Below are 21,420 nucleotides of genomic sequence, written 5' to 3'. Positions count from 1 at the left end.
ACGCACATGCTCAAACTCGTCGGCATCAGCAAAATCCATCAGGCGGGAGAAATCCAGACCACCGCCCTCGATCGCATCGACCTGGAGATCGAGGCGGGCGAATACGTCGCCATCACCGGGCCGTCCGGCTGCGGCAAGTCGACCATGCTCGGGATACTCGGGCTGCTGGATGTGCCCAACCACGGTGAATACTGGTTCGAAGGCCAGAACGTGGCCGGCTGGAACGAGTCGCAGCTGAACAAGCTGCGGCGCGGCCGCATCGGTTTCATTTTCCAGAGCTTCAACCTGATCGAAGAACTGACCGTGTTCGAGAACGTCGAACTGGCGCTGGAATACAACGGCACGCCGGCGCGCGAACGGCGCCAGCGGGTCACGGCGATGCTGGAAAAACTCGGCGTCGGGCACCGCGCCTCACACCGGCCGTCGCAACTGTCGGGCGGTCAGCAGCAACGGGTGGCGATCGCGCGCGCGCTGGTGGCCGGCCCCGCCGTGCTGCTGGCCGATGAACCGACCGGTAACCTGGACAGCGCGCACGGCGACGAAGTCATGCGCCTGCTGCGCGAGATCAACGCCGAAGGCACCACCGTGGTCATGGTCACCCACTCGCCCGAGCATGCGGCGCAAGCGTCGCGCACCCTGAACCTGCTCGACGGCCGCATCATGGTCGACGCGCTGCAAGCGGCGTAAGCACGATGAACCTGCGCGATTTCCGCATCGGCTGGCGCCTGCTGTGGCAGCAGCCTGCCTACTCGCTGGTGGTGACCGGCGGCCTGGCGATCGGTTTCGCCGCCTGCTTCCTGCTGTTCGGCTTCGTCGAATTCTGCCTCAACTACAACAACGCCATTCCCGACAACGACCGCGTGGTCGTGGTCAAGCAGCGCATCAACGTCTTCCCGCGTCCGGAATGGCAGGCCTGGGCCTTCCTGCCGTTGCGCGATGTCGCGCTGGCCAGCGGCATGGTGGAAGAGGCCAGCATCGCCAAGCCGATCGATACGCCGCTGCGCGCCGGCACGGAACTGCGCGCGATGAACCTGCAAGTGGTCGATCCGGCGTTCCGCACCATGTTCGCCGTCGCCGCGCTGGAGGGCGACCTGACCACCGCGCTGACGCAGCCGGACGGCATCGCATTGACCGTGGCCGGCGCGCAGAAGCTGTTCGGCAACGGCGCGGCGCTGGGCCAAAGCGTCAAGATCGGCGACGCCACGCTGCAAGTGCGCGCGCTGCTGCGCGACCCGCCGGCCAACAGCACCCAGCGCTACGAAGCCTTGATCGGCACCGGCAGCAGCGCATGGGACGAGCGCGACACCGCGATCAGCAAGTGGGGTCGCGGCACCGTCTACCTGAAACTGAAGCCCGGCGCCTCGATGCCGGCGCTGACCGCGCTGCTGCAGGAGGCCACCGAAAAATCGCCGATGAACCAGCGCGTCAAGAACAGCGCGATGGGCAAGGGCCTGAACGGCCGCAACGTGGCCGATATCAGCCTGCTGCCGTTGAGCGACGCCTATTTCGACGAAGACCTGGCCGGCGGCCGCAACGCCGAGCAGTACGGCCAGCGCAGCACCGTCTACGGCCTCGCCGCCGGCGGCCTGCTGATCCTGCTGCTGGCGGCGATCAACTACGTCAACCTGGCGACGGTGCGCACCCTGCGGCGCCAGCGCGAGATCGGCGTGCGCAAGCTGCTGGGCGCCAGCGCGGCGCGGCTGGTGCGCCAGTTCCTCAGCGAGGCGGTGCTGACCGCCTTGTTGTCGGCCGTCGCCGGCCTAATGCTGGCGTGGTTGCTGCTGCCGCTGTTCTCCGACCTGGTGAACCGCCCGCTGGCGGGCATGTTCACGCCGCTGCGCTGCCTGATCGCATTGGGGTTCGCGGCGTTCATCGGCATGCTGGCCGGCGCCTATCCGGCCTGGCTGGCGCAGCACGCGCTGCCCGGCCTCGCGCTGGGTGGGCGCGGCAACAGCGAGACGGCCGCCGGCATGTGGGTGCGGCGCATGCTGACCGTGCTGCAGTTCTCCAGCGCGATGGCGCTGAGCGCGACCGCGCTGGCGGTCAACTGGCAGACCTCGTTCGCCAGCCACGCCACGCCCGGCTTCGATCCGGCCGGGCTGCTGGTGCTGGATTTGCCGGGCGGCGAAGCGGGCAAGCCGGCGGCCACCGCGTTCATCGAGCGCCTGCGGCGCGTGCCCGGCGTGGACGGCGTCGTCACCATCTCCGAGGCGGTGGGCCGCGACGGCTTCAAGCTGATCTCCACCATCACCACCAAGGACGGCAACGACATTCCAATGGAAACCAAGAACGTCAGCCCGAACTGGTTCGAAGTCAATCATGTTCAGGCCGAATACGGCCGCGCGTTCGACCCGGGCCACGATCCGAACGACACCAAGGATCTTGACGGCGTGATGGTCAACGCGGCCGGCGCGCTGGCGCTGGGCTATGCGACGCCGCAAGCGGCGGTGGGGCAGGTGCTGCCTGGCGGCGCGCAGATCATCGGTATCGCGCCGGAGATACGCTTCCAGGGCTTGCGCGTACCGTCCAAGGCCACGCTGTACAAGATTCGTCCCGGCCAGGTACTGGCGATCCGCACCGGCGACAGCCTGCAAGCCGCCGCCGATGCCATCGCGCCGCTGTGGCGCAGCCAGTTCCCCAACGCGATCATGGAATTGAAAACCCAACAGGCGGTGCTGGCTGAACGCTATGTGGCCGACACGCGCCTGACCCGCACGCTGACGCTGACCAGCGCGACCGCGATCGCACTGGCGGCGTTCGGCATCTACGTGCTGTCGGCCTACAGCGTGCAGCGCAACCGTCGCCAGATCGTGATGCGCAAGCTGTACGGCGCGCGCGGCGTCGACATCGCGTTGATGATGGGACGCGAGTTCTCGCTGCTGATCGGCGCCGGTGCGCTGCTCGGCCTGCCGTTCGCGGCGGTATCGATCCAGCGCTACCTGGCAAGCTACACCGAGCGCGCGCCCATCGGCGGCTGGACGCTGGCCGCCGCGCTGGCGCTGGCCCTGCTGGTGGCGCTGCTGGCCACCGCGCGCCACACCATCACCGCATTGCGCATGTCGCCATCCCTGGCACTGCGAGACTAAAGGAGGCCGCCATGGCGCCACGCGATTTTCGTATCGGCTGGCGCCTGCTGCTGCGCCAGCCATTTCATTCGGCGGTCGAGATCCTCGGCCTGGCGGCGGGCTTCGCGATCTGCTTCCTGCTGCTGGGTTTTGTGCGCTACTCGTTCAGCTACGACGACGACGTGCCGCAACGCGAGCGCGTGTTCGTGGTCAAGCACCGGCTCAACTTCATCCCACAGCCGCAATGGATGGAATACACGCCGTTCGCGCTGCGCGGCGTGGCCTTGCAAAGCGGCCTGCCGCTGGAGGTCAGCGCCTGGTGGCCGCGCAAGACCACGCTGCAACTGCAAGGCCGCTGGCAGGAGCTGGAAGTCACCGCCGTCGACCCGGCGTTCCAGTCCATCGCCGGCCTGCGTGCGCTGGAAGGCGATCTGCATCAGGCGCTGATCCAGCCCGACGGCCTGGCGCTGACGCGGCAAGCCGCGCGCCGCCTGTTCGGCGACGCGCCGGCCCTGGGCCGCACGGTCGAGATCAACCGGCAAGCGCTGCAGGTGCGCGCCGTGCTGGCCGACCGTCCATCCAACAGCACCATGCAGTTCACCGCGCTGGCCGGCACCGGCAGCGCGCTGTGGCCGGAACAGGAGCGCCGCGACGCGCTCGCCAACTGGATGGGCATCGGCGGCCGCATCTACGTCAAGACCGGCGCCGGCGTCACGCCGCAGGCCTTGCAGACCGTGTTGCAGGAGGCGGTCGACCGCGCGCAGTGGCAAAACCTGTCGACACCGGAAATGAAGACCGCGCTGGGCCAGCGCAAGATGGTCGATATCGGCCTTGGACCGCTGGCCGACGCCTACTTCGACCGCAGCGTCGCCAATACCATGGGCACCGGCGCGCGCGGCGACATGCGCATGGTGCTGGCGATCGGCGCCGCCGGGCTGCTGATACTGCTGCTGGCGGTGGTCAACTACGTCAACCTGGCGACGGTGCGCACGCTGCGCCGGCAGCGCGAAATCGCGGTGCGCCGCGTGCTCGGCGCCACCACCGCGCAATTGCTGCGGCAGTTCATGGCCGAGGCGATGCTGCTGTCGCTGGCCGCCGCCGCGCTGGGCGTACTGATGGCGTGGCTGCTGCTGCCGCTGGCCTCGGATCTGCTGGAGCGCCGGTTGGACGGCATGTTCACACCGGGCGCGATCGCCGCCTGCCTGCTGCTGGGCGCATTGGTGGGCGCGGTGGCCGGCTTTTATCCCGGCTGGCTGGCGCGCGGCGTCGACATGCGCGAAACGCTGGCGCACCGCAGCGGCGAGACGCAGGGCGGCGCATGGATGCGGCGTCTGCTGACCGCGACCCAGTTCGCCGCCGCAATGGCGATGGGCAGCATGGCGCTGGCGATCCTGTGGCAGACGCAGTTCGCCGCAGCCGCGCCGACCGGCTTCGATCCGGCGCCGCTGCTGGTGGTGGAGCTGCCCGACAACACGGACGAAGCGTCGTCCAAAGCCTTCCGCGAGGCGCTGGCGCGGCTGCCCGGCATCGACGGCGTGGCGGACAGTTTTCAGGTGCCGGGTCGCGACGACCATACCGGCACGCGCGGCAGCCAGAACGTCAAGCACCTCGACGGCAGCGACGCGGCGCTGTCGGTGCGGATGGTCGGCGCCGATTTCTTCCGCGTCTACGGCTTGCAGGCGGTCGCCGGCCGCCGCTTCGATCCGGCGCTGGACCGGCCGGTCGACGACGGCGAGCAGAACGTGATGCTCAACATGGCTGCGCTGCGCGCGCTGGGCTGGCAATCGCCGCAACAGGCGCTGGGCCAGCGCATCGAAGGCGCGCCTTTGCGGGTGGTCGGCGTAGCGCCGGACCTGCTATGGGAAACGCTGCGTGATCCGGTGCGGCCGACGATGTACCAGCTGGCGCGCGGCGCCCGCCTGCTGACGCTGCGCATGCGCGCCGACGCGCCGGCCTCGCTGCAAGGCGACATCGCCGCCGCGTGGCGCCGCTACTATCCGGAGCGCGAACCGGTGATCCGCCCGGTCGCCGGCTACTACCGGCAGGCGTATGCGGACGATGTACGGCTGGCCGGCCTGCTGGCCTGCGCGACGGCGGTGGTGTTCGTGCTGGCGGCCTTCGGCATCTATGTGCTGGCGGCGCACAGCGTGCAGCGGCGGGCGCGCGAGATCGTGCTGCGCAAGCTGCATGGCGCCGGCCGCGGCGACATCGGCGCGCTGGTGGGACGCGAGTTCCTGCTGCTGACGGCGGTGGCCGCGCTGGCCGGGCTGCCGCCGGCATGGCTGGCGATCCAGCGCTACCTGGCGCCGTTCGCCGAGCGCTCGCCGCTGGGCGCCTGGGCGCCGGCCGCCGCGCTGGCCCTGACGCTGCTGGTGGTGGCGCTGGCCACCGCGCGCCACACGCTGGCGGCGATGCGCATCACGCCGATGCGCGCGCTGCGCGAATAAACGCCGCGCATATGAAAAAGGGCGGCCGCAGCCGCCCCTTTCCACTGATACCGTGTCTTACTTGACGGCGGTCAGCTCGATATCGAACACCAGCGTCGCGTTGGCGGGAATCGAACCGCTGCCGGTGGTGCCGTAGGCCTGATCCGGCGGGATGATCACGGTGCGCTTGCCGCCGACCTTCATGCCCTTGATGCCGGCATTGAAGCCCTTGATGACCGACAGCGGATTGGCGTCGACGGTGACGTCCAGCGTCGTGGTGCCGGTGACGTTGGTGTCGAACAGCACGCCCTTGCGCGTGTCGCGGGTGCCGTCATACAGCCAACCGGAGTATTTGACCGACGCGACCTTGCCGGCGGCGGCTTCGGCCCCGGTACCGACCGTCACTTCGGTGATGGTGGTCACGGTCGGTGCCGGCACCGATGGAATGACGACGGCCTTGGTCACCGAGACCATCTCGAAATCGTACACCAGCGCCGAGTAGGCCGGAATCGCGGCGTAGGTGTTGCCGTTGATCGGATCCTGCGCCGTGCGCGCGCTGGCGCCGTAGGCCAGGTTGTACGGCAGGACCGCGGTGCGGGTACCGCCGGCCTTCATGCCCAGCAGCGCCATGTCCCAGCCGGTCGGCAGGATGCCGACGCCGACGGTGTAGGCCGGCGACGGCTTGCCGGCGTCCACGGTGCTTTCGACCTTGGCGCCCTTGCCGCCGGTCTTGGTCGAGTCGTACAGGTAGCCGACGAAGTTGATCACGATGGTATCGCCCGCCGCCGCCGTCTCGCCGGTCGTGCCGACCTTGGTTTCGGTCAGCTTGTAGTCAGGCTGCGTCGGAATCACGGTGCCGGCCGGAGTCTTGTCCGTGCCGCCGCCGCAGGCCGTCAGGGCCACCGCGCACACTGCGGTGGCAATAAATTGAAACATCGATTTCATGATTACCTTTGATGGAAATGTTCGTATTCGCTGGTCTCGGCGCCGTTGGCGGCGACCTTATCGGAGCAGAAGTTTAGCAGACCGCGCCAATTCCGCTCCGGGCACTACATTCGGTTACATTTATTTGTCGTCAGATTTCCACTTGCGTGCCGAGTTCGATCACACGATTCGGTGGAATCTGGTAGTAGTCGGCGGCGCCGCGCGCGTTGCGCGACATGGTCACGAACAGATGCTCGCGCCAGGTCGCCATGCCGGAACCCGGCGCCGAGATCACCGTCTGGCGGGCGATGAAGAACGAGGTCTCCATCATCTCGAACGGCAGGCCGAGGCACTCGCACAGCGCCAGCGCCTTCGGAATGTCCGGTTCATCCTTGAAGCCGTAGTAGACGTTGAGCTGGTAGCACTGGTGGCCCAGGTCGGTCACCTTCACCTGTTCGTCCGAGGGCACATACGGTTCCTCGATCACGTGCACGGTGAAGAACACCACGCGTTCGTGCAGCACCTTGTTGTGCGACAGGTTGTGCAGCAGCGCGTGCGGCACGCCGTCGCTTTCGCCGCGCAGGAAGATGGCGGTGCCGTACACCCGGGTCGGCGGCGCCACGAACAGCGAGGACAGGAACTCCTCCAGCGGAATCGCGTGCTTCTGCAGGTTCTCGAACACCAGCTCGCGGCCGCGTTTCCAGGTCAGCATGATGGTGAACAGCACGGAGCCCAGCAGCAGCGGGAACCAGCCGCCGTGGAACAGCTTCAGCGTGCTGGCCGAGAACAGCAGCACGTCGATGGCGAAGAAGAAGCCGGTGGCGGCGATGCACAGCCACAGCGGCAGGTTCCAGCGGTAGCGGATCACGAAGAAGGTCAGCACCGTGGTGGCCAGCATGGTGGCCGTGACGGCGATGCCGTAGGCGCCGGCCAGCTTGTCCGACGAGCCGAAGCCGATCACCGCCAGCAGCACCACCGCCAGCTGGATCCAGTTCACCGCCGGGATGTAGATCTGGCCGATCTCGGTGGCCGAGGTGTGGGTGACGCGCATGCGCGGCAGCAGGCCCAGCGCGATCGCCTGCTTGGTCATCGAGAAGGTGCCGGAGATGGTGGCCTGCGAAGCGATCACCGTGGCCATGGTCGACAGCACCACCAGCGGGTAGACGCTCCACGCCCCCAGCTGCTGGAAGAAGGGATTCGACACCGCGTCGGGATGGGTCAGCAGCAGCGCGCCCTGGCCCAGGTAGTTCAGCGCCAGCGCCGGGAACACGATCAGGAACCAGGCGGCGCGGATCGGCTTCTTGCCGAAGTGGCCCATGTCGGCGTACAGCGCCTCGGCGCCGGTGAAGGCCAGCACCACCGCGCCCAGCGCGACGAAGGCGATCATGCGGTTCTCGAACATGAAGCGCAGCGCGTGCAGCGGATTGAGCGCGTACAGGATCTGCGGCGCGGCAATGATGTTGGTCACGCCCATCGCCGCCAGCGCGGCGAACCAGACCACCATCACCGGGCCGAACAGGCGGCCGATGCCGGCGGTGCCGTGGCGCTGCACCGCGTACAGCGTCACCAGCACGATGATCGTCAGCGGCACGATGTACTGTTCCAGCCCCGGCGCGGCCACTTCCAGGCCCTCGATCGCGCTCAGCACCGAGATCGCCGGCGTGATCACGCTGTCGCCGTAGAACATGGTGGCGCCGAACACCCCCAGCAGCATCAGCGGATAGTGCCAGCCCTGGGCGAACTTGCTGACCGAATTCAGCGCCAGCGCCATCAGCGCCATGATGCCGCCCTCGCCGCGGTTATCCGCGCGCAGCACCAGGCTGACGTATTTCAGCGAGACGATGAAGGACAGGCCCCAGAAAATCAGCGAGATGATGCCCTGCAGATTGGCCTCGTTCAGCGCCAACCCATGCTCGGGGTCGAAAATGGTCTTGAGGGTGTAGAGAGGACTGGTGCCGATGTCGCCATAGACGATGCCGACAGCCGACAGCGTGAGCGCTGCGAGACTGCTTTTCTTGTGTTGCTCGGTCAAGATTGCACCTGTTGTTGTTTTGGTGCATTGCACAATAGGTTATGTATTTGCAAAAGGCAAGGAGATTTTGGCATACGCGGGCGTTCCAAATAGTCAATAACGCCAGTGTACGCCGCCCCGGCCGGGAGCGCGAGCACGCGGCCGTGCCGGATCGGGGATAATGGCAGACTTTGCATCGTTTTTCGCCCTCTTCCATGAATCTTGGTATCGTCTACGCCGTCAGCGCGTTTTTCCTGTGGGGATTGTTCCCGTTGTACTTCCACGCCATCGACGAGGTGCCGGCGATGGAGATCCTGGCGCATCGGATGCTGTGGTCGCTGCTGTTCCTGGCCATCGTGCTGACCGCGCGCAGCCAGTGGAAATGGCTGCCGAAGGTTCTGCGCCAGCCGCGCGTGCTGGCCAGCTTCGCCGCCAGCGCGGTGCTGCTCACCGCCAATTGGTTCCTCTACATCTGGTCGGTCAACCACGGCCACGTGATCGACGCCAGCCTGGGCTACTTCATCAATCCGCTGATCAATGTGTTGCTGGGGATGCTGGTGCTGAAGGAAAAACTGCGGCGCGGCCAATGGATCGCGATCGGCGTGGCGGCGGCCGGCGTCGGCTGGCTGACCTGGCAGGCCGGCCAGCTGCCGTGGATCGCCATCATTCTGGGCATGACCTTCGGCGCCTACGGCCTGCTGCGCAAGACCGCCGCGCTGGCCGCGCTGGAGGGCTTGTCGCTGGAAACCATGATCCTGTTCCCGCTGGCGCTGGTGTATGTGCTGTGGCTGACCTGGCACGGCCAGAATACCTTCATCAACAGCGCCTTCGACAGCACCCGCTGGCTGCTGGCGGCGGCCGGGCCGATCACCGCCATCCCGCTGCTGATGTTCGCCGCCGGCGCGCGCAAGATTCCGATGGCGGTGCTGGGCCTGCTGCAATACCTGTCGCCGACCATGCAGGCCATCCTCGGCGTGTGGGTGTTCCATGAAGCGTTTCCGACCCCGCGCCTGATCGGCTTCATCGTCATCTGGGCGGCGCTGGCCTTGTATGTGCTGGAAGGCTTGTGGGTCGCGCGCCGCGCTTCAGCTACAATCGGCTGAGTTTCCCACTCGAAAGGACCTGCGGCACATGCGTACTCATCTGACCCCACTCATCCTGGCCATCGCGGCGCTCGGCGCCACGGCGGCGCAAGCGCAGGCGCCCGACGCCTCCATGATCCAGCTTGGCAGCGACATTCCCGCCAAGTGGAAAAAGCCGGAGGCCGGCTACGACTTCGTCCGGCGCGAGGCGATGATCCCGATGCGCGACGGCGTCAAGCTGCACACCGTGATCATGGTGCCGAACCAGGCGCGCGGGCTGCCGATGCTGCTGGAACGCACACCCTACGACGCCGACAACTTCGTCAAGAAGGACCAGCTGACGCTGCGCGACACCGTCGGCGCCGCCGGGCGCGAGTGGGTCGACGACGGCTACATCCTGGTGTATCAGGACATCCGCGGCAAATACGGTTCCGAAGGCAAGTATGTGATGACGCGGCCGCCGATCGGCCCGCTCAACCCGACCAAGACCGACGACACCACCGACGCCTGGGACACCATCGACTGGCTGATCAAGAACGTCCCGGAAAGCAACCAGCGGGTCGGCATGATCGGCTCGTCCTACGACGGCTGGACCGTGACCATGGCGCTGCTCGGCCCGCACCCGGCGCTGAAAGCGGCCGCGCCGGAAAGCCCGATGATCGACGGCTGGATGGGCGACGACTGGTTCCACTACGGCGCCTTCCGCCAGGTGAACATGGATTACTTCAGCGGCCAGACCAGCAAGACCGGCAAGGGCGAGAAGACACCACGGGCCGGCGGCGACGACTACCAGGCCTTCCTCGACGTCGGCACCGCCGGCAACTGGGCCAAGCAAAATGGTTTCGACCAGCTCGGCTTCTGGAACCGCCTGTCGGCGCATCCGGCCTACGACGCCTTCTGGCAAGGCCAGGCGTTGGACCGCGCGGTGGCGGCCAAGCCGTCCAGCGTGCCGACCATGTGGCTGCAAGGCCTGTGGGACCAGGAAGACATCTACGGCGCGATCACCGCCTGGGAAGCGCTGAAGGCCAAGGGCAAGGCCGGCAACAACCACCTGGTGCTGGGACCGTGGTATCACAGCCAGGTCAACCGCTCGGCTGAGCGGCTGGGTCCGCTGAAGTGGAAGGGCGACACCGCCGCCGACTTCCGTCGCGACGTGCTGATCCCGTTCTTCAACACCCATCTGAAGGACCGCAAGCCGGCCGAGCCGACGCCGCCGGTGCTGGTGTACAACGGCTCGGAAAACCGCTGGGACAAGTTCAGCGACTGGCCGGGCGCCACCTCGCTGACGCCGATCTACCTGCAGGCCGACGCCGGCCTGTCGTTCCAGGCCGCCACCCCGGGCGAGGACAGCTATGTCTCCGATCCGGCCAAGCCGGTGCCGTTCCTGGCGCCGCCGATCAGCTTCAGCGAGCGCGACCGCTGGACCTCGTGGCTGCTGCAGGACCAGCGTCCGCTGACCACGCGCACCGACGTGCTGTCGTACAAGAGCCCGGTGCTGACCAGCGCCGTCACCGTGCAGGGTTCACCGTTCGCCGACATCTACGCCAAGACCAGCGGCAGCGACGGCGACTTCGTCGTCAAGCTGATCGACGTCTACCCGGCCAGCGTGGCCGAGCAGCCGGAGATGGGCGGCTACGAGCTGCCGGTCAGCATGGACATCTTCCGCGGCCGCTACCGCCAGAGCTTCGAACATCCGACCGCGATCCCGGCCGGCGTGGTGCAACAGTACAAGTTCCGCCTGCCGCCGGTGAACTGGGTGTTCAAGCCGGGTCACCGCATCATGGTGCAGATCCAGTCCAGCCTGTTCCCGCTGTACGACCGCAATCCGCAGACCTTCGTGCCGAACATCTTCTTCGCCAAGCCTGAAGATTTCCAGAAAGCCACGATCTCGGTCCAGCGCGGCGCGGCGGGCGCCAGCGCGGTGCTGTTGCCGGTGGTGCCGGCCAGCACCGCCGTGAAATAAAGGCCGCGACGGCCTGCCAAGCGCGCCGCTTCCAGGGCGGCGCGCTTTATAATGCATCCCCATCGCCCCGACTTGCGGGCAAAATGAATATTGTTTATTTTTTAGAAAGCGTCAGCAATGGCTAATTACGTCTACACCATGAACAAGGTGGGCAAAATCGTCCCGCCGAAGCGCCAGATCCTGAAGGATATCTCGCTGTCCTTCTTCCCGGGCGCCAAGATCGGCGTGCTGGGCCTGAACGGTTCCGGCAAATCGACCCTGCTGAAAATCATGGCGGGCATCGACACCGACATCCAGGGCGAAGCCGTGCCGATGCCGGGCCTGAACATCGGCTACCTGCCGCAGGAACCGCAGCTGGATCCGGAAAAAACCGTGCGCGAGGAAGTCGAATCGGGCCTGGGCGAAGTGTTCGAGGCGCAAGCCAAGCTGGAAGCCGTCTACGCCGCCTACGCCGACGAGGACGCGGACTTCGACGCGCTGGCCACCGAGCAGGCGCGTCTGGAAGCGATCATCTCGACCTCCGACGGCGGCAACCTGAACCTGCAACTGGAAATGGCCGCCGACGCGCTGCGCCTGCCGCCATGGGACGCCAAGATCGGCGTGCTGTCCGGCGGTGAAAAACGCCGCGTCGCGCTGTGCAAACTGCTGCTGTCGAAGCCGGACATGCTGCTGCTCGACGAACCGACCAATCACCTGGACGCCGAGTCCGTCGATTGGCTGGAGCAATTCCTGCTGCGCTTCCCGGGCACCGTGGTCGGCATCACCCACGATCGCTACTTCCTCGACAACGCCGCCGAGTGGATCCTGGAACTGGACCGTGGCCATGGCATCCCATGGAAAGGCAACTACTCGTCGTGGCTGGACCAGAAGTCCAACCGCCTGAAGCAGGAAGAGTCGACCGAATCGGCGCGCCAGAAGGCGCTGCAGAAGGAATTGGAATGGTCGCGCCAGAATCCGAAGGCGCGCCAGGCCAAGTCCAAGGCCCGCCTGGCCCGCTTCAACGAGCTGAGCGAGTACGAATACCAGAAGCGCAACGAGACCCAGGAGATCTTCATTCCGGTGGCCGAGCGTCTGGGCAACGAAGTGATCGAATTCAAGAACGTCTCGAAAGCCTTCGGCGACCGCCTGCTGATGGACGATGTGTCGTTCACGATTCCGCCGGGCGCCATCGTCGGCATCATCGGCCCGAACGGCGCCGGTAAATCGACCTTGTTCAAGATGATCGCCGGGCTGGACAAGCCGGACAGCGGCGAAGTGGTGATCGGCCAGACCGCGCGCATCTCGCTGGTCGACCAGAGCCGCGACACGCTGAGCGACGCCAAGTCGGTGTTCGAGGACGTGTCCGGCGGCGCCGACATGCTGAGCGTCGGCCGTTTCGACATGCCGTCGCGCGCCTACCTGGGCCGCTTCAACTTCAAGGGTTCGGACCAGCAGAAGATCGTCGGCAACCTGTCCGGCGGAGAGCGCGGCCGCCTGCATCTGGCCAAGACGCTGCTCAAGGGCGGCAACGTGTTGCTGCTGGATGAACCGTCGAACGATCTGGACGTGGAAACCCTGCGCGCGCTGGAAGATGCGCTGCTGGAGTTCGCCGGCTCCGTGCTGGTGATCTCGCACGATCGCTGGTTCCTGGACCGGATCGCCACCCACATCCTGGCGTTCGAAGGCAACTCGCAGGTCACCTTCTTCGACGGCAACTATCAGGAATACGAAGCCGACAAGAAGAAACGCCTCGGTGAAGAAGGCGCCAAGCCGAAACGCATCCGCTACAAGCCGCTGACGGTGTAACGCCCGACGCGTGAGCATAAACCCCGAACGCCGGCGACGGCTTCGGGGTTTTTTATTGTCCGATGTGTCCGCTTCCTGCCGCGGCGGACGACCGGATAGCCGAGCATTGCTACGCAATCAAGCACTTAGGCGTGGCATGGATCATGCTCTGCTCCGGTATGCGTCACAACTCCAAGGAAAAAAATGCACAGGATTTTGCTTATGGCGCTGTGGGCCGCAGTCTGCACCAGCAGCGCGGCCAACTTCAGTTCGCCGAACGCGCCGGGCACGTATGGCGTCGGCTTCCGCGTGGCGCAGCAGTACGACCACGCCCGCGTCTTCAGGCAGAAGACCGATCTGACCAGCGGCGCTCCGGCCACGGGCGAAAGAGCGCGTCCGTTGCAGACCTTGATCTGGTATCCGAGCAAAAAGACCGCCGGCAAGCAGCTGCGTTACGGCGACTACCTGCGCTCCGCCGCCACGGAAACCACGTTTGCGCGCACCGACGCCGAGGTCGGCCAGGACGTCGCGACCGGACTGAGCGATAACTACGCCAACCTGAACGCCGATCAGAGCCGCAGCGAAACCGGGCAAACCATGCTCGCGGTGCGGGATGCGGCGCCGGCGGCGGGGAAATTCCCGGTCGTGATCTACGCACCGGGATCGAGCTCCGCCGCCCACGAAAACGCCGACCTCTGCGAGTACCTCGCCAGCCAGGGCTACATCGTGCTGGCCAGCGCCAGCATGGGCGTCAACACGCGCGGCATGACGATCGATCTGGAAGGGGGCGAAGCGCAGGCCGCCGACATCAGCTTCCTGGCCGGCTACGCGGCCGCGCTGCCGCAAGCCGACGGTTCGAGGATCGCCGTGGTCGGTTACAGCTTCGGCGGCCTGGCGAATGTGCTGGCGGCGGCGCGCGACGATCGTATCGGCGCCCTGGTCGGGCTGGACGGCTCGGTGCGCTACTTCCCCGCGATCGTCCAGGCTGCGACCTACGCGACGCCGGAACGGCTGGCCTTGCCGATGCTGTACCTGGGCGGCAAGCCATCGACCGCCGAGGCGATGAACCGGAACAAGCAGATTCCAAGCTACAGTCTGCTGAACCAGATGAAGTATTCCGATCTCTACAACGTCACGATGTACACGATGGAGCATGCCGCGTTTCAATCCGAATCGCTGCGCCTGGGGCCGGAGCAGCGCTTCGGCGACTACACGCGGGACGAGGCCGCGCTGGCCTACGGGTGGATGGAGAAATATGTGCTCGCCTTCCTCGACGCCTATCTGAAAAACGATGCGCCGGCATTGAAATTCCTGAACAGCGCGCCGAAGGCCAATGGCGTGCCGCCGCATCTGCTGTCGGTCGACGTGCATCGCGCCGAAGGCACCCCGCCGACGCTGGCGACATTGGCCGGCGAATTCGCCAGCCGCAAGCATGCCAACCTGGCCGAAGCATATGGCGGGATGAGCAAAAGCGCGCCCGGCTTCAAACCTGCGGAGCGCGCCTTGATTTCGTGGGGAGAACCGTTCCTGGAACAGAAACGCTACCGCGAAGCGATTGAAATCTTCGAGCTGACGAACGCCCTGTACCCGGACAGCGGCAGGGCGGCCTTTTATCTGGCTTTGGCCTACGACAGGAACAAGGACAACGCGCGCGCCATCGCAAGCTACCAGCGGATGCTCGGATTCTGGCCGGACATGACGGAGGCGAAGCAGAGCATCACCCGGCTGCGCAGCGAAGCGCAAGGCAAGCAATAATTCCCCCTCTCCTTCCGTGTCAGTGCCGACATTCGGACACGAACTCAGCCTTAACCTGGCTGGGCTCGTGTCCGAATGTCGGCACTGACACCGAAGTTGTTTTTTTAGTGGCCTTCGCCGGCGTTGAACATGGTCTTGGCGTAGATCAGGCCGAGGCCGTAGCCGCCGCCGTGGGCGATCGAGGTGGCGACGGTTTCGTTGTAGGTCTCGCCGCGCGCCCAGTCGCGTTGCAGTTCCAGCAGGTATTGCAGCGAGGTCATCGGACGGGCGCCCAGTTGCACCATGCGTTCAACGGCGCGCTCGTGCGCTTCGTCGGAGACGTCGCCGCTGGCGTCGGTGATCACATACACTTCAAAACCCTGGTCCAGCGCCGACAGCGCGGGACCGACGATGCAGACCGACGTCCACAACCCGGCCAGCACGATCTTGCCTTTGCCGATGGCGTTGACACGCTCGGCGATACGCGGGTCTTCCCAGGTGTTCATGCTGGTGCGGTCGATGGCGACTTCGTCCGGGAACACCGATTTGATTTCGTCGAAGATCGGGCCGGAGAACGATTTTTCCGCGACCGTGGTCAGGATGGTCGGCACCTTGAAGCCTTTGGCCGCCTTGGCGACCAGCGCCACATTGTTGCGCAACTGTACCGGGTCGATCGACTTGGTGGCGAACGACATCTGCGACTGGTGATCGATCATGATCAGGGTGTGGTTGCTTGGATCCAGCAGGGTGCTACCTGGTTTGGCGATGGCGGTCGGCATAATATTCTCCTAAATGATCTTCAATAATTTCGATGGGCTGAATCGCTTGTTTCGCGATGTCTTCTCTGCTGAAATGAAGTATGCGCGCCAACACGCAAAAAGAAAAACGGAAAAATTGCAGAGTTATATTCGAAATTTTCGATAGCAGAATATGCCCTTGGCGGACCACTGGCGGCAAACTGTCGTAGTGCTTTCAAGGTAAGCTGTGCATTCTCCAGTCACCAAAACAGACTGGAGCGACTCCATGGACGACGACATGAAAATCAACAGCAGCACCGTGAAACGCCTGCGTGCGGAACGCGCCTGGTCGCAGGAGCAACTGGCGGAAATCGCCGACGTCAGCTTGCGGACGATACAACGGGTCGAGGCCGAGGGCGGCGCGTCGCGGGAGACCCGGATGGCCATCGCCGCCGCGTTCGGCATCAACGTGGGCGAGTTGAACCTGCCCGATGCGCCGCCGCTGCAAGCGCCGCCGCAAACACCGGCGCTTGGGCCGGCCACGCTGGCGCGGCACCGCCACGCCGGCCAGGCGTCGCTGGCGATGGCGGTCATGGTCGGGATCACGCAGTATTTTCAGCTCGACGTCATCCCGCTGGCGATCGTCAACCTGCTGCTGATGGGCGCCATCACCGGCGCGCTATACGCCGGGTTCGGCTGGTACTTCTCCGGCCGCACCGCCCCCACCACGCCGGCGCGGCGCACGGTGCAATTCGGCTTTGTCTTCGGCGCCGTCGCGCTGGCGTTCGCCAGCCTGAGTCCGGCGCCGAAAACCGCCGCGCTGTCGGCGTTGCAATTGATGCTGCTGGCCTGCGCGATCCACGCTGCGTTCGGCATCCACCGCGCGCGCCAGGCCAAAAGCCAAGGGCCGGGTCCCGCTTGATGCGGAACCCGGCCCTCTGGTGCTGCGTGAATTAAAGCCAGCGCTTAGAAGTTGTAGCGCAGACCGGCGGTGACGGCGCCGGATTTACGGCCCTGGTCGATATCGCTATGGCCGTAGTTTTCATACTCCAGCGAGACCTTGACGTTCTTGTTGATCGCGTATTCCGCGCCAACCGAGGCGTACAGGGCGGTCTTGTTCTCGTCACCGCTGACGGCGGCCGCGCCGGTGGTGAACACTTCGTTGTGGTTGCGCGCCACGCCCAGCTTGCCGACCAGCGCGATCTGCTGGTTCACCGGCCAGGTGCCCTTGCCAGCGACATAGTAGGAATGCGCATCGGTATTGATGCCGCCCGGAGTGCCGGCCACCGAGTAGTTGTAGCTGCGCTTGCCGAAGTCGGCGTAGCCGGCTTCCACCGCCCAGGTGCTGTCGATGTTGTAGCCGCCGTAGACCTTGCCGCCGGCCTTGTAGCCGCTGTGGTTGTCGGCGCTGACCGCCGCGCCCGGCGCGTTGAACTCATACTTGCTGCCCACCACACCGGCGCCAATGTAGGCGGTGCCGGCATCATCGGCGGCGTAAGCGGAGGAACCTGCCAGTGCGGCAGCGGAAGCGACTAATGCGAACAGAATTTTATTCATGATATTTGGATCTTTCAGCAAAAAGTTAAAGCGGGAGTTGCTTGGGATCGCAGTTCTCTGAAGTGCGATGTGTCCACAATAGCACTCCGGTTTAACCCCGTCCGCGCCGATTTAGTAAGAAGTGTTACAGGATGTAAGCCGAATATTTAGTGGCTATACTCAGTTTCCGCCAAACTTAAGCGAAGCTTAAAATCCGCTCAGGATTTGCCGGAAAGTGAGGTTGATGCGGGGTCCGCGCGCGGCGGTTTCCTTGTTGATGCCATGCACCCAATGCGTTTGCAGCGCGCCCGCCATCAGCAGCAGGCAGCCGTCGCCCAGCGCCAGCTTGAGGGTTTTCGGCAGCCGCCGGTGCTTGAGGATGAAGGTGCGCGGCGCGCCGAAGCTGACCGAGGCGATGGCCGGATCCGGCCCCAGTTCGCGCTCGTCGTCGGCGTGGAAGCCCATGCTGTCGCGCTGGTCCCGGTAGTAATTGAGCAACACGCTGTTGAAGCGGCGCCCGGTGGCCTGCTCGACCGCCTGCTTGATCTGCAATTGCAGCGGCGTGAACGGCTGCGGATGGAAGGTCTTGCCGGAATAGCGATAGCTGGCCTCGCCGTGCCAGGCCGTCAGGCGCGGCTGCATGTGCAGCTTGCCCCAGACTTGCACCTGCTCGTGGCACCAGTCGGTGTCGTCCAGCAGGCGCTGCATGATCTCGCCCGGCGCGGCGTCCAGCGCCAGCCGCTGCTGGAACCACAGTTCGCCATCCTCGATCGGGATGGGGGTCAGGCTGGTGTCGTCGGCAAACAAGTCCATGCGCGGTATGATACCGGCACCACGTCACACAGGAGTATCCCGCATGAAAAAACGCCAGTTCCTCGGCGCCGCCGCGCTTGCCGCCGTTGCCGCCAGCGCGCCGGCGCGCGCCGCCAAGCCCGCGTCCGGCCCGGCGCTGCTGACGGTCACCGGCGCGATCGCCAGGCCGAATCGCGGCAAGCTCGATCCGGTCAAGGATCAGATGATGCACAAGCAGAAGGTCAGCTTCGACCAGGCCTGGGCCTTCGATTTCGCCGCCCTCGCCGCCCTGCCCGCGATCATCATCAAGCCGACGCTGGAATACGACGCCAAACCGCATACGCTGAGCGGCCCGCTGCTGCTGGATGTGGTGAAGGCCGCCGGCGCCAGGTTCGACGACGACAGCAAGCTGCTGCTGCGCGCGGTGGACGGCTATGTGGCGAGCGTGACGGTGGCGCAGGCGCGCGCGCAGCGCTACATCGTCGCCACCCATCTGGATGGCGCGACGATGCCGCTGGGCGGACTGGGTCCGCTATGGGCGATTTACGATGCGGACAAGGTGCCCGGGATGGCAGGCAAACCGCTGCCTGAGCGGTTCGGCGCCTGCCCGTGGGCGCTGTATCACATTGAAGTAGCGTGATTCAGGCGTAGGCTTCGGCCAGCGTCATGACGCGCGGCGCGATGGTGATGCCGATGCCGCTGAACAGCGCGGTGATGGCGGCCATGTTGGCTTCCATTTCATCCGCCTTCCAGCCCTGGAACAGGTCGGTGCCATCCTTCTGGAAATGCAGGTCCAGCACCTTGCCGCGATCCTTGTGGGTATAGCCGCCGCTGTAGGTATTCTTGAAGCCGAGCGAGGCCAGCGAGGCCAGCACTTCAGTCGGTGGATGATCCGGATCGGTGGCGATGAACACGCCAAAGGTCTTGCCTGGCGGTTTTGCGGCGATGTCGACGTCGTAAATTCCAGGCGCTTTAGTGACGGTCGTACTTTTCAGAAATAACATGTTCATACCCCTACTATTCAATTGGCGCCGGCGAAACTAGCTTGATTCTTGTAGAAAACATTCTAAGAAACAAGCTTATTGCTAATCCCGTGGTTTGTCGACAATTCCCGCGAGTTATTTGTGAATTCGTACCAATAAAACTGCATGGTTGTTGCGCAACCTTGTCCAACACAAAAGTAAGCGCTATTTCCCGGCTTTTCGGCGCGCCAGCTCGGCGGTCGGCGGCACCAGCGCCTGATACAGCGCGCCGGTCGCCGCGTCCCACTCGCCGACCGCCTGCTGCTGCCGCGCCACTGTAGCGAAATCGCCGCGCGCGACCGGGCCGCTCAGGGCGGCGGCGGCGCCGAGGCGGAACACATTGGCCATCGATTCGGCCGCCAGCGGCTGCGCCATGCGCCGCGCCACCTCTTCCGGAATGCCGGCCGCCTGGTAGGCGCGCAGCGCCGCGTCCAGCACGGTGACCAGGTAATTGCTGGCGAACACGGCCGCCGCGTGATACACGGTCTTGGCCGAGGCGTCGATCGGCACCGGCTGCGCGCCGATCGCCTGCAACGCCGGCGTCAGCACGGCCAGCGCGGCGGCGTCGCCTTCGACACCACAGAACGTGCCTGTAAATTGGGCAGCCACCGCCGCCGGATCGGCGAAGCTGCGGATCGGATGGACGCTGGCCACCAGCGCGCCGGCGTCGCGCGCCGCCTGCAAGCGGTCGGACGCCAGCGCGCCGCTGCAATGAAACACAATGCTGCCCCGCAGCGGCACCGCTTGCGCCAGCGCCTCGCACGCCGGCGCGATCTGGTCGTCGCCGACGGCCAGCAGGTGCACGGCGGCCGGCAGCAGCTGAGCGTAGCCGTCGACCGCGTCGCCGGCGCCGACGAACGCCACCGCTTCCTGCGCCGATGGCGCGGAGCGCGTCAACACCTGCTGGATATCGAAACAGCCATGCCGCGCGAACAAGCGCCCCAGCACTCGCCCGACGTGGCCGGCGCCGATCAGGTTCAGCGCGGGCGCCATCAGAAACCCGATCCGGGCTGTTTCAGGAATTCGATTTCTTCCGGCGTCGACGTGCGGCCGAGGATGGCGTTACGGTGCGGGAAGCGGCCGAAGCGCTGGATCACCTCGCGATGGCGCTTGGAATAATCGAGCGAGCTGGCGATGCTCTTGGCGGTGGCCGCCGACGCCGTGGCGCTTTCCGCGTCGGCCATGCGCGTGAACAGCGCCACCGCCTGCTCCTGCATGCCGATATCCTCGGCATGCTCGAACGGCATATAGACAAAGGCGCGCTGCAACGGCGGCAGCGTCAGGTCGTCTTCGACGTCGAGCATGTCGAGCGCCGACTGCAAGGCCAGACGGTCGCCGGCGAACGACAGCGGCGTGCCGCGATATACGTTGCGGGTGAACTGGTCCAGCAGCAGGATGCGCGCCAGCGCCGCCTGCGGCCCTTCGGCGTCCCACCGATCCAGGCCGCCCTCCAGCGCCAGCTCGATCTCGGCGCCGAAACGCTCGGCGATCAGACGGTCGAAAGCCGCGTCCTTCTTGAACCATTCGATACGCGGCGCGTCGGCGGCTTGTCCCGGCGACGGCTGGAACCAGAAATCGAATACCGCCTGGGCTTGTGGGTTCATGATGTCAGTTCCGTGCGTGGGTCAATTGGAAGCTGTGGATGCCTTCGAACTCCGCCAGCTCCGCCGACAGCACCGCCATCGGCGCGCCGCTGCGTTTGCTCAAGGCGATCGCAACAAAGCGCCATTCCTGCTGGCCGCCGTCGCTGCCGATCATCAGCGAGCCGCCGGCGATTTCATAGCCACGTTGCAGCGCCATCTGGCGCAAGGCCGGCTCCTGCGGCTTGTAGCCTGCCTTGAAGCGCATGGTGATCGCGATCGCGTGGCGCGACGGCAGCCAGGCTTCGACGCGGGTCAGCAGGATCATCGCGCCGGCGCACAGGATCGCCAGGCCGATGGCGCCGAGGTAAAAGCCGATGCCGACCATCACGCCGATCACCGACGAGGCCCAGATCGACGCCGCCGTGGTCAGGCCGCTGATATTGAAGCCTTCGCGCATGATGACGCCGGCGCCGAGGAAGCCGATGCCGGTAACGATGCCCTGCACGATGCGGGTCGGGTCGGAGTTGATCAGGTATTGCGAGACGTGGCCGCCGAACCAGTGTTCCGGGTAGCCGCCGATCACCGTCAGCGCGCAGGAGGCCATGCACACCAGGCCATAGGTGCGCATGCCGGCGGCGCGGCCGTGATAGGAGCGCTCGTAGCCGACCATCAGGCCAAGCAGCAAGGCGCCCAGCAAATTCAGCAAAATCACCGCGTTGGTGGCGAGTTCGGCATGGGACCAGTAGGCAAGCAGGAAATCGATGGCGGGCATGCGCGGGCT

General features: G+C 65.6%; 18 protein-coding genes. 9 read left to right on the top strand and 9 right to left on the bottom strand.

Going from position 1 to position 21,420, the window contains the following annotated elements:
* Positions 1-6: 6 nt before the first annotated feature.
* From GW587_RS04335 to GW587_RS04325, 3 genes are read left to right on the top strand one after another with little or no spacing between them, the layout of a single operon-like run.
* Positions 7-687 carry an ABC transporter ATP-binding protein gene (locus GW587_RS04335; protein ID WP_166098909.1) on the top strand — a complete coding sequence of 227 codons (681 nt, stop codon included), beginning with the start codon at positions 7-9 and terminating at the stop codon, positions 685-687.
* 5 nt (positions 688-692) lie between these two features.
* Positions 693-3,086 carry an FtsX-like permease family protein gene (locus GW587_RS04330; RefSeq protein WP_166098906.1) on the top strand — a complete coding sequence of 798 codons (2,394 nt, stop codon included), beginning with the start codon at positions 693-695 and terminating at the stop codon, positions 3,084-3,086.
* Between the two features lie 11 nt (positions 3,087-3,097).
* Positions 3,098-5,512, top strand: a complete 2,415-nt coding sequence (locus tag GW587_RS04325) for an ABC transporter permease (RefSeq protein WP_166098903.1) — start codon at positions 3,098-3,100, stop codon at positions 5,510-5,512.
* Positions 5,513-5,569: 57 nt separating this feature from the next.
* Here the strand turns inward: GW587_RS04325 and GW587_RS04320 are convergent, their stop codons facing one another.
* Positions 5,570-6,427 carry an FKBP-type peptidyl-prolyl cis-trans isomerase gene (locus GW587_RS04320; protein ID WP_229259273.1) on the bottom strand — a complete coding sequence of 286 codons (858 nt, stop codon included), beginning with the start codon at positions 6,425-6,427 and terminating at the stop codon, positions 5,570-5,572.
* Positions 6,428-6,566: 139 nt separating this feature from the next.
* A complete protein-coding gene (locus GW587_RS04315; protein WP_166098898.1) occupies positions 6,567-8,447 on the bottom strand; it encodes a potassium transporter Kup in 1,881 nt (626 codons plus the stop codon).
* Between the two features lie 194 nt (positions 8,448-8,641).
* Between GW587_RS04315 and rarD the strand changes: the two genes are divergently transcribed.
* The 4 genes from rarD (at position 8,642) to GW587_RS04295 (ending at position 14,990) form a co-directional block, all read left to right on the top strand.
* Positions 8,642-9,529 carry an EamA family transporter RarD gene (gene rarD, locus GW587_RS04310; protein WP_166098895.1) on the top strand — a complete coding sequence of 296 codons (888 nt, stop codon included), beginning with the start codon at positions 8,642-8,644 and terminating at the stop codon, positions 9,527-9,529.
* A 28-nt stretch (positions 9,530-9,557) separates the two neighbouring features.
* A complete protein-coding gene (locus GW587_RS04305) occupies positions 9,558-11,471 on the top strand; it encodes a CocE/NonD family hydrolase (RefSeq protein WP_166098892.1) in 1,914 nt (637 codons plus the stop codon).
* 117 nt (positions 11,472-11,588) lie between these two features.
* Entirely contained in the window at positions 11,589-13,256 is a 1,668-nt protein-coding gene (gene ettA, locus GW587_RS04300) for an energy-dependent translational throttle protein EttA (protein ID WP_166098890.1), read from the top strand.
* 201 nt (positions 13,257-13,457) lie between these two features.
* Positions 13,458-14,990, top strand: a complete 1,533-nt coding sequence (locus GW587_RS04295) for a dienelactone hydrolase family protein (protein WP_166098888.1) — start codon at positions 13,458-13,460, stop codon at positions 14,988-14,990.
* A 104-nt stretch (positions 14,991-15,094) separates the two neighbouring features.
* On the opposite strand, the gene GW587_RS04290 is transcribed toward GW587_RS04295, so the two are convergent.
* The gene (locus GW587_RS04290) at positions 15,095-15,748 is read right to left on the bottom strand and encodes a hydrolase (RefSeq protein WP_166098886.1); all 654 of its coding nucleotides are present in this window, start codon (positions 15,746-15,748) and stop codon (positions 15,095-15,097) included.
* A gap of 244 nt (positions 15,749-15,992) precedes the next feature.
* Here GW587_RS04290 and GW587_RS04285 point away from each other — a divergent pair, with 244 nt between their 5' ends.
* Positions 15,993-16,628, top strand: coding sequence for a helix-turn-helix transcriptional regulator (locus GW587_RS04285; RefSeq protein WP_207393320.1), 636 nt, complete (start codon positions 15,993-15,995; stop codon positions 16,626-16,628).
* 44 nt (positions 16,629-16,672) lie between these two features.
* Here GW587_RS04285 and GW587_RS04280 read toward each other — a convergent pair whose 3' ends face one another.
* On the bottom strand, positions 16,673-17,263 hold the full coding sequence (locus tag GW587_RS04280; RefSeq protein WP_166098884.1) for an outer membrane beta-barrel protein: 591 nt from the start codon (positions 17,261-17,263) through the stop codon (positions 16,673-16,675).
* A gap of 186 nt (positions 17,264-17,449) precedes the next feature.
* The gene (locus tag GW587_RS04275) at positions 17,450-18,055 is read right to left on the bottom strand and encodes an alpha-ketoglutarate-dependent dioxygenase AlkB family protein (protein ID WP_166098881.1); all 606 of its coding nucleotides are present in this window, start codon (positions 18,053-18,055) and stop codon (positions 17,450-17,452) included.
* A gap of 43 nt (positions 18,056-18,098) precedes the next feature.
* Here GW587_RS04275 and GW587_RS04270 point away from each other — a divergent pair, with 43 nt between their 5' ends.
* Complete coding sequence (locus GW587_RS04270) at positions 18,099-18,674, top strand: molybdopterin-dependent oxidoreductase (protein ID WP_166098879.1); 576 nt, start codon at positions 18,099-18,101, stop codon at positions 18,672-18,674.
* 1 nt (position 18,675) lies between these two features.
* On the opposite strand, the gene GW587_RS04265 is transcribed toward GW587_RS04270, so the two are convergent.
* From GW587_RS04265 to GW587_RS04250, 4 genes are all read right to left on the bottom strand, one after another.
* Complete coding sequence (locus GW587_RS04265; protein WP_166098877.1) at positions 18,676-19,038, bottom strand: hypothetical protein; 363 nt, start codon at positions 19,036-19,038, stop codon at positions 18,676-18,678.
* A gap of 183 nt (positions 19,039-19,221) precedes the next feature.
* The gene (locus GW587_RS04260) at positions 19,222-20,049 is read right to left on the bottom strand and encodes a Rossmann-like and DUF2520 domain-containing protein (RefSeq protein ID WP_166098874.1); all 828 of its coding nucleotides are present in this window, start codon (positions 20,047-20,049) and stop codon (positions 19,222-19,224) included.
* Positions 20,049-20,660, bottom strand: coding sequence for a DUF924 family protein (locus tag GW587_RS04255; RefSeq protein WP_166098871.1), 612 nt, complete (start codon positions 20,658-20,660; stop codon positions 20,049-20,051). Before GW587_RS04255 ends, GW587_RS04260 begins: the two co-directional genes overlap by 1 nt.
* 4 nt (positions 20,661-20,664) lie before the next feature.
* Complete coding sequence (locus GW587_RS04250) at positions 20,665-21,411, bottom strand: MgtC/SapB family protein (RefSeq protein WP_166098869.1); 747 nt, start codon at positions 21,409-21,411, stop codon at positions 20,665-20,667.
* Positions 21,412-21,420: the final 9 nt, after the last annotated feature.

This window comes from Duganella aceris (assembly GCF_011090165.1).
In the GTDB taxonomy this organism is placed as follows: Bacteria; Pseudomonadota; Gammaproteobacteria; order Burkholderiales; family Burkholderiaceae_D; genus Rugamonas; species Rugamonas aceris.
This window is presented reverse-complemented; position numbering and strand designations above follow the sequence as displayed.